14 protein-coding genes are annotated in these 15,091 nt (G+C 71.4%); 6 read left to right on the forward strand and 8 right to left on the reverse strand.

Translation table 11 applies throughout. From position 1 onward, the window contains the following. Window positions 1-53: 53 nt before the first annotated feature. Entirely contained in the window at window positions 54-1,874 is a 1,821-nt protein-coding gene (locus ACZ6Q9_RS21720; RefSeq protein ID WP_393458403.1) for a hypothetical protein, read from the reverse strand. Between the two features lie 285 nt (window positions 1,875-2,159). On the opposite strand from ACZ6Q9_RS21720, the gene ACZ6Q9_RS21725 reads away from it, so the two are divergent. Beyond that, window positions 2,160-2,501, forward strand: coding sequence for an ArsR/SmtB family transcription factor (locus ACZ6Q9_RS21725; RefSeq protein ID WP_393267222.1), 342 nt, complete (start codon window positions 2,160-2,162; stop codon window positions 2,499-2,501). A 3-nt stretch (window positions 2,502-2,504) separates the two neighbouring features. Continuing rightward, the gene (locus ACZ6Q9_RS21730) at window positions 2,505-2,990 is read left to right on the forward strand and encodes an SRPBCC family protein (protein WP_393267225.1); all 486 of its coding nucleotides are present in this window, start codon (window positions 2,505-2,507) and stop codon (window positions 2,988-2,990) included. Between the two features lie 85 nt (window positions 2,991-3,075). On the opposite strand, the gene rox is transcribed toward ACZ6Q9_RS21730, so the two are convergent. The 4 genes from rox to ACZ6Q9_RS21750 all read right to left on the reverse strand — a co-directional run bounded on the left by rox (window position 3,076) and on the right by ACZ6Q9_RS21750 (window position 8,304). Next, window positions 3,076-4,539 carry a rifampin monooxygenase gene (gene rox, locus ACZ6Q9_RS21735; protein ID WP_393458400.1) on the reverse strand — a complete coding sequence of 488 codons (1,464 nt, stop codon included), beginning with the start codon at window positions 4,537-4,539 and terminating at the stop codon, window positions 3,076-3,078. Between the two features lie 374 nt (window positions 4,540-4,913). Continuing rightward, on the reverse strand, window positions 4,914-5,657 hold the full coding sequence (locus ACZ6Q9_RS21740) for an N-acetyltransferase (protein WP_393458397.1): 744 nt from the start codon (window positions 5,655-5,657) through the stop codon (window positions 4,914-4,916). Between the two features lie 9 nt (window positions 5,658-5,666). Next, window positions 5,667-6,365: a DUF998 domain-containing protein gene (locus ACZ6Q9_RS21745; RefSeq protein WP_396830038.1), complete on the reverse strand. Its 699-nt coding sequence runs from the start codon at window positions 6,363-6,365 to the stop codon at window positions 5,667-5,669. Window positions 6,366-6,480: 115 nt separating this feature from the next. After that, window positions 6,481-8,304 carry an AMP-dependent synthetase/ligase gene (locus tag ACZ6Q9_RS21750; RefSeq protein ID WP_396830039.1) on the reverse strand — a complete coding sequence of 608 codons (1,824 nt, stop codon included), beginning with the start codon at window positions 8,302-8,304 and terminating at the stop codon, window positions 6,481-6,483. A 574-nt stretch (window positions 8,305-8,878) separates the two neighbouring features. On the opposite strand from ACZ6Q9_RS21750, the gene ACZ6Q9_RS21755 reads away from it, so the two are divergent. Then, window positions 8,879-9,286, forward strand: a complete 408-nt coding sequence (locus ACZ6Q9_RS21755) for a TraR/DksA family transcriptional regulator (RefSeq protein ID WP_396830040.1) — start codon at window positions 8,879-8,881, stop codon at window positions 9,284-9,286. Window positions 9,287-9,312: 26 nt separating this feature from the next. Here the strand turns inward: ACZ6Q9_RS21755 and ACZ6Q9_RS21760 are convergent, their stop codons facing one another. The 3 genes from ACZ6Q9_RS21760 to ACZ6Q9_RS21770 all read right to left on the reverse strand — a co-directional run bounded on the left by ACZ6Q9_RS21760 (window position 9,313) and on the right by ACZ6Q9_RS21770 (window position 11,021). Then, complete coding sequence (locus tag ACZ6Q9_RS21760; RefSeq protein ID WP_393458388.1) at window positions 9,313-9,471, reverse strand: hypothetical protein; 159 nt, start codon at window positions 9,469-9,471, stop codon at window positions 9,313-9,315. Then, complete coding sequence (locus ACZ6Q9_RS21765; protein WP_393458385.1) at window positions 9,468-9,641, reverse strand: hypothetical protein; 174 nt, start codon at window positions 9,639-9,641, stop codon at window positions 9,468-9,470. The genes ACZ6Q9_RS21760 and ACZ6Q9_RS21765 overlap by 4 nt, the downstream gene beginning before the upstream one ends. Before the next feature lie 117 nt (window positions 9,642-9,758). Next, entirely contained in the window at window positions 9,759-11,021 is a 1,263-nt protein-coding gene (locus ACZ6Q9_RS21770; protein ID WP_393267240.1) for an NAD(P)/FAD-dependent oxidoreductase, read from the reverse strand. Window positions 11,022-11,175: 154 nt separating this feature from the next. Between ACZ6Q9_RS21770 and ACZ6Q9_RS21775 the strand changes: the two genes are divergently transcribed. From ACZ6Q9_RS21775 to ACZ6Q9_RS21785, 3 genes are all read left to right on the forward strand, one after another. After that, window positions 11,176-12,753 carry a helix-turn-helix domain-containing protein gene (locus tag ACZ6Q9_RS21775; RefSeq protein WP_396830041.1) on the forward strand — a complete coding sequence of 526 codons (1,578 nt, stop codon included), beginning with the start codon at window positions 11,176-11,178 and terminating at the stop codon, window positions 12,751-12,753. Between the two features lie 212 nt (window positions 12,754-12,965). Then, window positions 12,966-14,549 (forward strand): DHA2 family efflux MFS transporter permease subunit, encoded by a 1,584-nt coding sequence (locus ACZ6Q9_RS21780; protein ID WP_393267245.1) that lies wholly within the window; start codon window positions 12,966-12,968, stop codon window positions 14,547-14,549. A gap of 79 nt (window positions 14,550-14,628) precedes the next feature. Further along, window positions 14,629-14,931 (forward strand): GNAT family N-acetyltransferase, encoded by a 303-nt coding sequence (locus tag ACZ6Q9_RS21785; protein WP_396830042.1) that lies wholly within the window; start codon window positions 14,629-14,631, stop codon window positions 14,929-14,931. Window positions 14,932-15,091 lie beyond the last annotated feature (160 nt).

A 15,091-nucleotide genomic window follows, 5' to 3' on the forward strand; every position in this document is an offset into this window, starting at 1 on the left:
ACCGCCTACCGGGTCGCGTCCGGCGGCGGGTCGGTCTACGTGCCCGGTTCGGACTACTTCTTGGGCAGCGGGAAGCGGGCCAGGTCCATGCCGTGCATGCCCCAGGTCGACTTGCCGTCCGGGGTGAAGTGGAACGCGGGGTTGTTGTACCAGCCGCGCGGCACGTTGTCGTACAGCGTGGTCACCGCGCCGCCCGGGACGGTCGGCAGCTCGCAGATGTCGTTGGTCCAGTGCACCCAGGAGAAGACCCGGCCGTCGACCCCGTTGAACTGGCCGTACCCGCCGAGGTCGCCCTCCATCACGATGGTGCGGGTGTGCAGGTCGTAGGCGAACCAGGCGCCGCGCGGGCGCCGGCCCATGGCGTAGAGCAGGTTGCCCACGACGTGCAGGCTCTCGTACGACTGCCAGTCCGGCTTGATCTCCTCGCGCCACAGCAGCGTACGGGTGACGATGTCGACGGCAGCGACCTGCGCGACCTTGCGGATCGGGCCGGTGGTGCCCTCGCCGTAGGTGTCGCCGGCGATGTAGGCGGTGGTGCCCTGCACCACCACGTCCATGACGCTCTGTTCGGGCAGGAACTCGCGGTGCGCGTCGAAGGTGTTGGTGGCCAGGTCGACGAAGGTCAGCGCGCCGGTGTGCCTGGTGGTCTGCGGGCTGGACGCCACGATGAGCTGGTTTCGCGGCTGGTCCACGACGATCCGCTTGGTGCGTAGCTGCTCGTTGCCGAGCAGGCCGAGCACGCTGATCTCGTAGTTGTCCGGGTCGACCGCCACGATCTGCGTGCTGGGGTAGAGGCCCGCGTAGACCACGCCGGCCTTGCCCTCGGCCATCGTCTTGACCTCGCCGTTGATGTCGAACCGGTCGTTGGTGCCGGCCTCGGTGCGGTGCACGGTCATCGCGTAGTGGCCGCCGACCCAGATCGTGCCCCGGGTGTGCCGCATCATCGACTGGATGGTCTCCGGGTATCCGAAGCCGCGGGTGGCGGTCTGCCACACGCTGGCCGTGCCGCCCGGCGTCGCCTTCCAGACGTGCCCCAGCCCGCTGACGCCGAGCAGGGCGCCGCCGGGCAGCGGGGCGAGGAGCGCGTTCTCCACGTCGGCGAGGGGCTGGCCGACCTTGACGAGCCCGTCGGCGGTGACCTCGTACAGGTTGGTGGTGAGTCGGGTCAGCGCGTACACCTTGCCGTCGCTGCCGACGGTGACCTGGTCGACGTAGCGGTCCTCGGCGGGGATGTCCCGAGAGACCCGGTTGGAGCCGTCGCGGTCGAAGGAGATCAGCTGCCGGCCGCTGGCGACGTAGATGACGCCGTCGGAGACCGTCATGTCGAGGATGCCGACCGGGGAGGCGCTCAGGTGCGGGGTCAGGTTGGTGGGCGCGCCGCCGGCCTTCGGCCAGGCCAGCAGTGTGCCGGGCGCGGCCGACCCGCCGTAGACGTACTCGTCGTCGACCGCCACGGCCGCCGCGTACTGGGAGGTGGAGATGCGGCCGTACGTCTCGATGGTCGCGTCGGCGAGGCGGATCCGCTTGACGGTGCAGTCCGGGTACGTGCCGATGTAGAGGTGCTCGCCGTGCACGACCATGTCGTAGTACCAGGTGGTGCTGCCTCCGGCGCGGGCCCAGGCCGCCAGCTCCTTGGTCTGCGGGTCGAACCGGTAGACGTACGCGCTGCCGGCGGGGCCGATGTAGACGTACCGGCCGTCGGCGGCGAGCTTCTGCCCGCCGTTGCTGGGGATGGTGAGGTCGTCGATGCTGCGCATCTCGCCGGTGTTGACGTCGAACTCGCCCAGCCGCATCTTCCCCTCGGGCGTGTTGAACCGGGAGGTGATGAAGACGCTGTTGCCGATGACGGCGGCACCCCGGACGGCGGCGGTCAAAGAGGCAGGACCGAAACTTGTGGGAGTGAGCTCCTGGTCGCCCTGAGCCATGGCCGGGCCGGTCACCGCCCCGTGGCCAACTGCCAGTGCGGCACCAGTAAGGGCACTACCCGCGAGGAGCGAACGACGGCTGAGGGGCATGGGGGCTCCGTTCGTCTAAGTCAATACGGCCCGGACCTTAATCACGCTGTTGGGGGCCGTCAAGGATCCCGTTCGGGTCGTCGGGCGGCAGCCTGGTGGGTCACGCCTTGACAACGTGCAACCGATCGGTTGTATATTCGGTCCGTGACCGAGGAGAGCGACGACCGGGCGGACGCCTTGTTCCACGCGCTCGCTGACCGCACCCGGCGCGACATCCTGCGCCGCGTGCTGACCGGGGAGCACTCCGTCTCCGCACTCGCGGCGAAGTACGACATGAGCTTCGCCGCGGTACAGAAGCACGTCGCCGTGCTGGAGAAGGCTGGTCTGCTGACCAAGCGACGCAGTGGTCGCGAACAGTTGGCCAGCGGCGACGTGGAAGCGGTGCGGTCGGTGGCCTCCATGCTCACCGAGCTCGAACAGGTTTGGCGTGGCCGCATCGCACGCATCGACGTACTCATCGCATCCGACCCCGATCAGGAGGACTGAACCATGCCCGTGACCGACGTCCAGCACGACCTTGACAACCTGACCCTGACCATCACCGCGGACTTCGCCGCGCCGGTAGAGCGGATCTGGCAGGTCTACGCCGACCCTCGCCAACTGGAGAAGGTGTGGGGACCGCCGACCTACCCGGCGACGGTGGTCGACCACGACCTCACGCCTGGCGGTCGGGTGACCTACTACATGACCGGCCCGGAGGGCGACAAGCACGCCGGATACTGGCTGGTCGCCACCGTCGACGAGCCGAGGGGCTTCTCCTTCGACGACGGCTTCGCCGACCTGGACTTCAACCCGAGGCCGGAACTGCCGGTCTCCAAGAACGCCTACACCTTCACCGAGCACAACGGCGGCACCCGCGCGACCTACGTGAGCAGGTACGCCTCCGCCGAGGCGCTTCAGCAGGTGCTGGACATGGGCGTCGTGGAGGGCGCCACATCGTCGATCAACCAGATTGACGACCTGGTCGCCTCCTGATCGTTGTGGGACCGGGGCCACCACGGCCCCGGTCCCACAACGACGGGTCGGTGGGTGACGCCCAGGGCCCCGGCGGAAGCGTCCCTCACCCGGCCACAGGAGTTTTTGTGGCGCCGAACCACTTGGCCAGCGCGACCTCGAGCGTCTGCTGGTCCTCGCCCACCCACGCGACGTGCCCGTCCGGCCGGAGCAGTACCGCCGGGACGTCCAACTCCTCGCTGGTGTCGGCGACGTGGTCGACCCGGTCGGCCCAGCCGTCCACCGAAAGCCGCCCCGTCTGGTCGAGCAGCAGCCCGCTGCCGGTGCGCATCAGCTCGAACAGGCGCCCACGCTTGAGCTGGACGTCGCGCAGCCGCCGCCCGAGCAGGGCATGGCCCTCACCGAAGTCGTACCGGACGCTGATCGCCGTGATCTTCTCGATCAGGAACCGGTTGACGTCGTCGAAGTCCATCAGCTGCGCCAACAACCGCCGAACCGCCTGCGGTCCGGGCTCGTTGGTCGTCAGGTGCATCTGTACACGGGTGTTGTTCAGCACGTCGGCGGCCACCGGATGCCGCTCGGACTCGTAGCTGTCCAGCAGGTCGTCCGGCGCCCAGCCGTTGATGGCCGCTGCCAGCTTCCAACCCAGGTTGAACGAGTCCTGGATCCCGAGATTGAGCCCCTGCCCGCCCATCGGCGGGTGGACGTGCGCGGCGTCCCCAGCCAGAAACACCCGTCCGACCCGGTAGCGTTCGGCCTGGCGGGTCGCGTCGCCGAAGCGCGACAGCCAGCGGGGGGAGTGCGCGCCGAAGTCGGTGCCTGCGTACCTGCGCAACTGTTGCTTGAACTCCTCGAGCGTCGGCGGCACCGAGCGGTCTTCGGCCACGCCCTCCGCCGGCACGACGGCCCGGAACACCCCCGGCTTGCCCGACGGCCCGATCCCGAACCGCTTCTCGGTCTTGCGCACCGCGGTCATCACTGCGGTGATGTCGTCCGGGGACGCCGTCACCTCCATCTCGCCCAGCAGCGTGTCGATTTCCGACGGCTCGCCGGGGAATCCGACCCCGAGCAGTTTTCGAACCGTGCTGCGCCCACCGTCGCAACCGACGACAAACCGCGCCCGCAACGGCGTTGCAGTTCCATTCCCAAGGTGGACGGTCACGCCGTCGTCGTCCTGCTCCAGCCCGACCACCGCACAGCCGCGCCGGATCTCGGCTCCGACTTCGGCCGCGTGCTCGGCGAGCAGCCGGTCGGTGACCGTCTGCGGAATGCCGAGCACGTATCCGTGGGCGGTGTCCAGCCCGGTGGGAGCCGGCTTCTCGATGCCCGCGAAGAATCCCCGGGGTTCGCCGGGACGGATCGGGTACTGCTTGCCGTTTTCAAGGAACCGCTCCAACAGCCCCCGCTGATCCATCACCTCGATACTGCGCGCGTGCAGCCCGAGCGACCGCACGAACGGCGGCAGCTCGGCCTCCTTCTCCACCACGAGTACGCTGACGCCCTGCAGACGCAATTCGCTCGCCAGCATCATGCCGGTCGGGCCGCCGCCAGCGATGATCACATCGAACATGCATTCCCCCATGGTGTGCCGATTCTTGCGCTCGGCCGACGATTGTGCGCCACGACCGGGGTCTTGCCACAAGCCCGGGGGTGCGGTATATGTTAATAGTGGCAAGGAGTTCTCCTCCTTGCCTTTGTAGTTTCCGCCTTTGTGGTTTCCGCCTTTGTGGTTCCCGCCAGCGCGCAGCCCAGCCCACGGTTCGACGGCTGGCTCGCCGAGCACGATGGCAAACGAGCACCAGTTCGAACGTCACACAGTCGTGCTCCGGCGAGCGCATCCGGCTCAGGCCGCACGGTCTCGGCGGGCACGTCGGCGACCCGTTCGGCGATCGCGGAGCAGGAGCGATGAGCGGCCATCACGGCGCAGACCGCCGCGGTGACCACCTACAGGCGGTGCCGGACCCAGACGTTGGGCTCGACGTAGACAGCGTGGTCGTGCGCCACGTCGCAGTGCACGGGCACGAGGGCTCCCGGCACGTGGACGGGTCCGCTGGTGTCGAACGGCAGGCCCGTCCAGCGGCGCCAGTCGGCGAGCGTCCCGGTGATCGTCATCGACCGGGGAGCGACGCGTTCGATGCGTCCACCGGCCCGGACGTGCACCCGCAGCCACGGGTCGACCGGCAGGCCGTCCTCGCGGACCCGCGCCGCGTACTCCGTCATCGGCAGGTCGGGCTCGGCGTGCTTGCCGCTCGGGCGGACCGGCGCGACCAGCGTGTCGTAGCCCCGCTTCGCCACGGCCTCCCGCATGGCGGCGAGCATCAGGGCCGACAGGCCGGTGCCCCGCCGGTCCGGCCGGATGCAGATCTCCAGGGCCGAGACGAGGTTCGGGGTGGCGCCGGTGAGGCGGTTGATGGTGGCACGCTGGATCATCCGGTCCCAGCCGCCGTCGGGCAGCTCCGCCTCCGTCCAGCGTAGCGGCACGGCGTACGCCCGGGCGACGGCGCGTCCGGGCTCGGCGGAGTCGACGGCGACGAACACGAACTCGGGATACAGGTCGTGCGCGACGCCGTAGTACACGGCACCCATCGGATCCCAGAGCATGAACGGCGGCCACGCCCCGTCGAAGTCGTCGTCGAGCAGCGGTGCCAGGTCCGGGCGGTCCGCCAGGGACACGATCTTCACAGCCACGGCGGAACCCTAGAGGGTCGGGACCGTGCGGCGCACCTCGGATTCGGCAGGGGGCGGTTGCGAGTCGCGGAACATCGCTTCGCCCTTGACGAGCCACGCGGCACCGAAGGCGAGCACCGCCACCGCCTCGCACCAGAACAGCGGCTTGAGCGTGTCGCGGACGGAAAAGGGCAGCGCGTTGCTCGCCACAGCGAGCGCGATGGCGCCGATGATGATGCCGCCGCAGGCGTAGTAGATGCCGTTGCGGGCCCGCGTCCGCCCTGTCGCGGGGACCGTCGGGCCGGTCTGGGGGAACAGGAAGATGCAGAAGACGGCCAGCAGCACGAACAGGGCAGCGGCCGAGACCTGGTGCAGCCGCCCGATCGTGACGTCGGTGGGCGTGAGCGTTCCCCTCGGTGCACCCGTCGCGGCGGGGAACACCGCCACCGCGATCGCCAGCACGCCGGCGATCGAGCTGAGGACGTCGTCCACCTTCCGGTATCGGTAGCAGACGAGGAAGACGCCGATGGCGCACATTCCGCCGACGAAGACGTCTCGCATGTCGGTGTGGTAGAAGGCGCTGATCGAGTCGAGCAGGGTGAACCTGCCGGTGAGCAGCGCGTTGCCGACCGTCAGCACGATCGGCAACGCGATGCCGACCGTGCCGATCCCGAGGCGGAGACGGCGGAGGGTCACGGCGTCCTGCGGCGGCCTGACGGGCGAGGACATGACGCCTCCCTACTGCTGCAACGGTGTCGGCCGGGGGAGCCGGGCCGGCAGTGCTGTTGCAAGCAGTGGAATCCCTACGACGCTCCGTGTCAATCAGCCTGTCCCCGGCAGGGCGTCAGTGGTCGCGGTAGAGCGCGTCGATGTCGGCGGCGTAGCGCTGCTGCACCACCGCTCGCCGCACCTTCAACGTGGGGGTGAGTTCACCGTCGGCCTCGGTGAGGTCGCGGGGAAGGATGCGGAACTTCTTGATCTGCTCGGCCCGGGACACCGCGCGGTTGGCCCGGTCGACCGCGTGCTGGACCGCCTCCCGCAGCGCCGGGGAATCCCGCAGGTCCGACACCGAGGCGTCCGCGCGACCGTGCGCGGCCCGCCACCCCGGCCACGCCTGCGGGTCGATCGTGACCAGCGCGACGAGGTAGGGCCGTCCGTCGCCGATCACCACGCACTGGCTGACCAGCGGATCCGCGCGGACCTGATCCTCGAACGGGGCGGGGGCGATGTTCTTTCCGGACGCCGTGACGATGATGTCCTTCTTCCGCCCGGTCACCCGCACGTAGCCGTCCTCGTCGAGGGCCCCGAGGTCGCCGGTACGCAGCCAACCGCCGGTGAACGTCTCGCGGGTGGCCTCCGCGTTGTTCCAGTACCCGGGGAAGACCACCCCTCCCCGGGCCAGGATCTCCCCGTCCTCGGCGATCGCGATCTCGACTCCGGGCAGCGGACGACCCACCGTGCCGATCCGCATCGCCGCCGGCGTGTTGGCCGTCAGGGCGGGCGAGGTCTCGGTCAACCCGTACCCCTCGAGCACCGTGAGGCCGGCGCCGCGGAGGAAGTGCGCGAGCCGTTGCGCCAGCGGTGCCCCGCCGACGATCGCCACCCGGCAGCGTCCACCCAGCGCCGCCCGCAGCTTGCGATAGGCCAGCACGTCGCACACCAGATGCGCCAGCCGCAGCACGGTCCCCGGTCCGCCACGGGTGTCCAGCGCGCGGCTGTACCGCACCGCCACCCGGTCGGCGACCGCGAACAGCCAGCCCCGGTGCTCGTCGGCCGCCTTCCGTCTCGCCCGGTCGTAGATCTTCTCGAACACCCGCGGCACGGCCAGGACGAACGTCGGACGGTACCGGCGGAGCTGGTCCAGCACGCCGCCGATGTCCGCGCTGTGCACCATGGTGGCGCGCGTGCGTACGACGCCGACCTGGATCATCCGGGCGAAGGCGTGGGCCAGGGGCAGGAACAGCACCGTCGACGCGGCGGGATGGAACACCTCCGGCAGGATCGCGGTCGCGTTGCCGACGTCCAGGGCGATGTTGCCGTGCGTGAGGACGCAACCCTTCGGCCGTCCGGTCGTGCCGCTGGTGTACACGATCGTGGCGATGTCGCCGGCCGACACGCGCCGGCGGCGGGCCTCCACCTGCCCGACGTCGACGGCGCGGCCGGCCCCGGCCAGTCTGATCAGGTCGCCCGCGTCGATCTGCCACGCGTGCGCCAACGCCGGCAGGGAGTCGCGCAGACCGTCCAGCATCGCGGCGTGCCCGGCCGTCTCCACCACGCAGGCGACCGCGCCGGAATCGGAGAGGATCCAGGCCAACTGGTCCGCGCTCGACGTGTCGTACACGGGAACCGTCACCGCGCCGACGGACCACAGCGCGTAGTCCACCAGGGTCCACTCGTACCGGGTGCGGCTCATCAGCGCCACCCGGTCGCCCGGCTGGACACCCGTGGCCACCAGACCTCGGGCGACCGCCTGCACGTCGTCGCGGAACTGTCGGCAGCTCACGGTCGTCGCGCCCCGCCCGGACCGGCGAGCCGGCCAGGACCGGGGGTCGGGGTCCGGTCGTACGAACTGCGTCTGGTCCGGATCGCGTTCGGCGTTGTGCCACACCACCTCGGCCAGGCCGCGCTCGACGTCGGTGACGACCGGCGCAACCGCCATCTCCCGCACGCTCGCCCACCTACCCTCAGTCAGGTCGCTGAGAGTTCGATGATGAGGTGTGTACCGGCGTCCGGTCGCGCGAACGGCGAAACCCGGCCTCCTGGTTCCGCGGCGTGATAGCCGAGCGTCCCGGCGGCTGAGGGCCGCCCGCCACCCCGCCCGCCGAAGGTCCCCGCGGCCCGGCCTTGTGGCCGCCGCCGCAGGTGGTGGCCGATACGCGGGCAGCCGGTCTATGGTGACGCCGTGATCCGCTGCGGCCTGTCCCGGCAGCCCCGCTCGTCGGGGCTGCGGGCCGCTGCTGCACACCCGCGCCCGGTCCCCGCGGCAGCGGCGCCGTCGACGAACGCGCGGGCCCGCCTCGTCGCCGACCCGACCATGCGTCACCTCGTCGTGCCGGTGGTCGCCCGCGTCCGCCGGGGCACGGTCGCGCCGATCGTCGCGCCGCCGACCCGGCGGGCGCCCGGCCAGCGCCGCCCGCCGCCACCCGGCCGACATCTCAGGTCCGGCACCGGCGGGCGGAGCGCATCAGCGCTCCGCCCTTTCTTTTCGTCCCGAGCAGGAAGGAACCCCGATCGTGTACGTCGTGAGCAGGCAGGACGAGTTGGGCGTACTGCGGATCGTCCTGGAGGAGCAGTACGAGCGGCACAGCACCCAGCTGGCGCTGCTGGACCGGCAGGCCCGCCGGATGCGCGCCGACGTCGAGGCCGCCTCCGCGTTGACCGCCGCCACCCGGCGGGCCCTGGGCGACATCGCCCGGGCACTGCACTACCTGGAACAGGGCCACTACGGCACCTGCGAAGGGTGCCGCGGCGACATCCCCATCGAGCAGTTGGCGCACCTGCCGTCCGCCCGGTACTGCACCACCTGCCAGCCCGAATCCCACCAGCAGGCCACCCACGGCACACACAGCGCCGCCCCCGCCGGCGTACCTGTCGAAGACAAGTGGCCGAAGGCCGGAGCGCCGTCCTGGCGCCGGCTCCACGGCCGGTAGACCACGCGATCAGACGGCGCGGGGACCTACGCGGCCTCCACCGCGATCTCCATGAACCGGGCGACCTGCGGCAGGTCCCGCGCGCGGAAGTAGGCCGCCGGGTCGTCGCGCCACACCTCGGGGCGGATGCGCTCGTCGAGCGTGTCGACGGCGGTGGCCAGGAGCTGCCGCTGAGCCGGCGTCAAGGGTCCTCCCGCCGCCAGGCATGCGCTGACGCGGGAGTCCCGAGGAAGCTGAGCGTGGCGTGCAAGCCGATCGGCCGGTACAGCTGCACGCAGGACCACAGCGCCGACACCCGGCGCCGGTGCGGCAGGGCCGGATCGCGGACCTGGCGGGCGTAGGCGCCGAAGCTCACGACCGCGAGGCTGACCGGAAAGCGGCGCGGCCCGCCGACCGTGGTTCCTGGTCGGCGGGCCGTCGACGTTCTGCCGGGGTGAGTCGGGCCGAACCGGCCGGCCCGGGGCGGTGCCGGTCAGCGCAGCGGGTCGAAGGGGCGCAGCTCCACGGGCTGCCCACCGCCAGTGATCTGCTCGGCGAGCAGTTCGCCGGTGAGCGGGCCGAGGGTGATGCCCCACATGCCGTGGCCGCCGGCGGCGAAGACGCGCGGCGAGCGGGTCCGGCCGATCAGGGGCAGGCCGTCGGGGGTGCAGGGTCGCGCACCCACCCACTCGTCGGCGCGGGCGTCGAGGTCGGCGCCCCGCAGCAGCGGTCGTGCGGCCTCGGCGATGGCGGAGATGCGGCGACGGTCGAGCGGCGCCTCGGCGCTGCGGAACTCCATCATCCCGGCGACGCGCAGCCGGTCCCCCAGGGGCGTGCAGGCGACGCGCTGCGCGGGGAAGTAGACCGGACCGGCCGGCATGTGCTCGATCGCGACGCTGAAGCTGTACCCGCGGCCGGCCTGCACGACGGTCCGGACGCCAAAGCGCCGACCCAGCTCACCGAGCCAGGTGCCGGTCGCCAGCACCACCGCGTCGTAGCGCTCGTCCGTGCCGGCGGTGGTGATCACCCGGACGCCGGTGCCCTCGTCGCGGATGTCGGTGACATCGGCGCCGGCGACGATCGACGCGCCGCGGGCGCGGACGGAGTCGGCGAGCGCGTGCACGTACTGCCCGGGGTTGATGTACCGCTGGTCGTGCAGGCGGATGGCGGCGCCGACATTGTCCGACAGCGACGGCTCCACCTCGCGCGCCTCGGCCCCGGTCAAAACGTCGAACTCGATCGCCTGGCCGGCGGAGTGGATGTGCGCCAGCTCGTCCAGCAGGACCGACCGCTCGGCCTCGGTCCGGTACGCGGCCATGAACGACTTCGCCTCGTGCGTCATCGCCCCGACCCCGCCGGCCGCCAGCGCGTCGAACGACTCCAACGCGCGCCGGTTCATCGGGATGAAGGCCCGCATCGCGGTGCGCCACTTCGACGGGGTGCTGTGCCGGGCGAAGCCGGTCAGGAACCGCAGGAGCCGGGCGTCGGCGCGCGGCGGCACGTAGACCGGCGACGACGGGCTCAGCACGGCCCGCAGCCCGTAGCGCAGCACCGCCGGCTCCGGCAGGGGAGTGGTGATGCCGGGCGTGAGCCAGCCCGCGTTGCCCCACGACGCGCCCGCCGCCACGCCCGTACGGTCGAGCACGGTGACCTGGACGCCCCGTTCCTGCAGGAACCAGGCGGTGGCCAGCCCGACCATCCCCGCGCCGACGACGGCGACGTGTTGGGGGGCGGGGGCGGACTCGATGGGGGGCATCGCTTTCTCTCCTTCAGGGCAACCGGTCTCTCCTTCAGGGCGACCGGGATCGCGCCCATCCTGTCCCCGACCCGCCGGTACGTCATTGTTCCGGCAGGCCAAGGCTTGTTCCGACGATTGGCCGGGGCGAACAAGGACGAGGCACAATCTGGTGGTGATCACCGTGGCTGGCGTGGTGGACGCGGTCGGCGCCGCGTTGCTCAAGGTCGTCGTATCCGCCGACGAGGCCGAGGTCCGCGACGTGACCCTCGCCGAGGTCGACGACGCCACGAGCGGCCAGAGCGGCGACCTCGTGCTCGGTGCGGGCATCGGCACACCGGACCAGGCGCTCGCCGTCGTCGCGCGCTACGCCGAGGCGGGGGCGGCCGGACTCGTGCTCAAGCCTCCGCTGGCCGGGCACCCCGCCGTGACGGCGGCCGCCGCCGAGCGGCGGCTGACCCTGGTCGAGCTGCAGAGCCACGGTTCGTGGGCCCAGCTCGTCTGGCTGCTGCGCGGGGTGATCGACCGGGCCGTCGCCCCCGGCCCGGCCGACACCGGGGAGACCGGGGTGTACGACGAGCTGTTCGCCCTCGCCGACGCGGCCGCCGCCGTGGTCGACGCGCCCGTGACGATCGAGGACGCCCAGTCCCGGGTGCTGGCGTACTCGTCACGTCAGGACCGCGCCGACCCGGCGCGCGTCTCCACGATCGTCGGGCGGCGCGCCCCCGGCAACGTGGTCGCGCACTTCCGGTCCCGTGGCGTCTTCCGCAAGCTGGCGACGGGCAGCGAGCTGATCTTCGTGCCGCAGGGGCCCGACGGGACGCTGCCCCGGCTCATCATCCCGATCCGGGCCGGGGGCGAGCTGCTCGGCTCGATCTGGGCCGTCGTCGAGGGCCCGGTCCCCGCCGCGCGGCTACGCGATCTCCAGGGCGCGGCGTCCGTGCTGGCGCTGCACCTGCTCCGCCTGCGGGTGCAGGCCGACGTCGCCCGCCGGGTGTCGGCCGACCGGCTGCGGGCCGCCCTGCGGGCGCCCGGTCGGTTGGGCCGGGAGGAGTTGGCGCTTCCCGAGGGCCCGTGGCGGGTCGTCGGGCTCGGCGCGCACGGCGGGACGGGGGAGATGGTGGACAACCTGGCCATGTGGGAGTCGATCACCCGTCGCCACGGGTGGCGCCAACCGCTGATCGCGGACGTCGGCGACGTCCTGTTCGCCGTCCTGGTCGACGGCGGCGAGTCGCCCGGGTCCCGGCGCTGGATGGAGCGGCTGATCCGCGACATCGCCGTGCACGACCCGGGGCTGTACGCCGCGTCCGGCGGCGTCGCCAGGAACCTGACGGACCTGCCGCGCTCCCGGGCCGAGGCGGCGGAGCTGCTCGCGCTGCACGGCCCGGCCCGGCAGCGGGGACCGGTGCTGCGGTTCGAGGACCAGTGGGCGGAGGTGGTCGTGCACCGCGTGGTCCGCGCCGTGCCGAGCGCCGACCTGCTGGTCGGCGGCCCGCTGCCCGACCTCGTCGCCCATGACCGGCAGCACGGCACCGACTACGTCGCCACCGTCGCGGCCTGGCTGGAGCAGCAGGGCGACCCGAAGCGGGCCGCCCGGCAGTTGCACGTGCACCCCAACACGCTCCGGTACCGCATGCGCCGCCTCGCCGAGGTCGTCGCCGTCGATCTCGAGTCGCCGCGTACGCGGTTGGCGTTGCAGATCCAACTCGCGGCGCTGGGTCCCGCGCCGGGCGCGCCCCGCCCGACGGCATAGCGGGAACGCATTCAACGTTCCGGAGTGGGCCTTTCGGCGCGACTTGTGCGGAGTGACGTCGGCCTCGACAGCCGGAAATCCGGAAGCCGAATGTCACTGCCGGTCGTTAGTCTGCCCGCGGACATCGCTGCGCACGTGACAGCGCGCGCCGGCCGTACCGGATCGGCGCCTGGCCAGCTCCCGCTGGCCCCAACGGGGATTCAGGAGACTTTGTGACACAGCAATCCATCGCGACCTCAGACAAACTCGACGGCGCGGTCCTCAAGGTGGCAGGGGTCGTCGTCCTCGGCGCGATCATGTCGATCCTCGACGTGACGGTCGTCAGCGTCGCCCTGCCGACCTTCCAGCGCGAGTTCGACGCGACCTACGCCCAGGTCGCCTGGACGATGACCGCCTACACGCTCGCGCTGGCCACCGTGATCCCGCTCAGCGGCTGGGCCGCCGACCGGTTCGGCACCAAACGCCTCTACATGGTCGCGCTGGCCCTGTTCACGATCGGGTCCGTGCTGTGCGCCACGGCCGACACGATCGGGCAGCTGATCGGCTACCGCGTGCTGCAGGGCCTCGGCGGCGGCATGCTCATGCCGATCGGCATGACGATCATGACCCGGGCAGCCGGACCCCACCGGATCGGCCGGCTGATGGCCGTCCTCGGCATCCCGATGCTGCTCGGCCCCATCGGAGGCCCGATCCTCGGCGGCTGGCTGATCGACACGGCGAGCTGGCACTGGATCTTCCTGATCAACCTGCCGATCGGCGCCATCGCGCTCGTCTACGCCGCGCTGGCGCTGCCGAAGGACGCCCCCGAGCCGTCCGAGTCGTTCGACTTCGTCGGCATGCTGATGCTCTCGCCAGGCCTCGCCCTGTTCCTCTACGGCGTCTCCACGCTGCCCGAGGCCGGCACCTTCGCCGACACCGAGGTGTGGGCACCCATGCTGGTCGGCGGAGCGCTCGTCGTCGCGTTCGTCCTCTACTCCTTCAAGCCCCGGCACCCCCTGCTCGACCTGCGGCTGTTCGCCAACCGCAACCTGACCATCGCGTCGGTGACCATGTTCGTGTTCATCATCGCGTTCATGGGCGCCGGCATCCTGTTCCCGAGCTACTTCCTGCTGGTCCGCGGCGAGTCGACGCTGGCCGCCGGCCTGCTGATAGCGCCGCAGGGCATCGGCGCGATGATGACGATGCCGATCGCCGGGATGCTGGCCGACCGGGTGCCCGTCGGTCGCACCGTGCCGTTCGCGCTGGTGCTCATCGCCGCCGGGTTCTTCACCTTCACCCAGCTCGACGCGGACACGTCGTACTGGCTGCTCTGCGGGTCGCTGTTCGTCATGGGCCTCGGCATGGGCGGCACCATGATGCCGATCATGACCTCGGCGCTGAAGACCCTCAGCGCCCACGAGGTCGCCCGCGGTTCCACGCTGGTCAACATCCTCCAGCAGATCGGCGGATCCGTCGGCGCCGCGGTGATGTCGGTGATCCTCACCAACGAGCTGAACGGCTCGCGGCCGATCCCCGGCGTGACCGACCCGAGTGGCGAGCCGGTGACCGAAGCCGGCCTCGCCACCGCCGTCCAGCAGCAGCCGGAGCTGACCCAGCAGTTCCCGGTCGACCCGTCGCTCATCGACCGTGGCCTCGACTTCGCCGCCGGTGCGTTCGCGAACACGTTCTGGATCGGCTTCGCGCTGGTGCTGGCCACGTTCATTCCGGCCGCGTTCCTGCCCCGTCGGCGCAAGCCGTCGCACCTGCTCGACGACCAGCAGGCAGAGCAGGAGAAGGTTCCCGTCATGCTCCACTGACCCGCGGCCGGGCGGGGCCGTCGGGCACACCCCGGCGGCCCCGCCCGGTCCGTGGAATGCTCCGTGATTGGATGGCTTGGTGCAGTTCACCGTTACAGACGCGTCGGAGCGGGAGCGTTTCGAGGCGCGGGACGAGACCGGAGCGCTGGCCGGTGTGGTCACCTATCAGCTGACCGGCACCATCGTCGCCTACACCCACACCGAGGTCGACGCGGAGTTCGAGGGCCGGGGAGTGGCATCGACCCTGGCCCGAGCGGTGATGGACGACGCTCGCGCCCGAGGCCGGACAGTGGTGCCCATCTGCCCGTTCCTCAGCGGATGGCTGGAGAAGCACCCCGAGTACGACGCCATCGTGGCCCGGTCGACGCGCAAGATGAAGTAGCCGGCCGGGTCACCTCGCCGGCAGCCGAGCGAGACCACGCGCCGCGGGCTGGGGTCCGTCCCGGTGCGTCGCCTGACGGCCGCACATGCGGCGTCTCCGTGGCGGGCGTCGCGGTGACGGTCCCGAGACGGCGGGACGAGGAGAATGGTGCCGCGCTCGC

It is taken from the genome of Micromonospora sp. NPDC049139 (assembly GCF_055586845.1).

Coding starts and splice junctions, on each gene's coding strand:
- ACZ6Q9_RS21730 (WP_393267225.1), top strand. CDS start 2,505: ATGCCCGTGACCGACGTCCAGCACGACCTTGACAACCTGACCCTGACC.
- rox (WP_393458400.1), bottom strand. CDS start 4,539: ATGTTCGATGTGATCATCGCTGGCGGCGGCCCGACCGGCATGATGCTG.
- ACZ6Q9_RS21745 (WP_396830038.1), bottom strand. CDS start 6,365: ATGTCCTCGCCCGTCAGGCCGCCGCAGGACGCCGTGACCCTCCGCCGT.
- ACZ6Q9_RS21770 (WP_393267240.1), bottom strand. CDS start 11,021: ATGCCCCCCATCGAGTCCGCCCCCGCCCCCCAACACGTCGCCGTCGTC.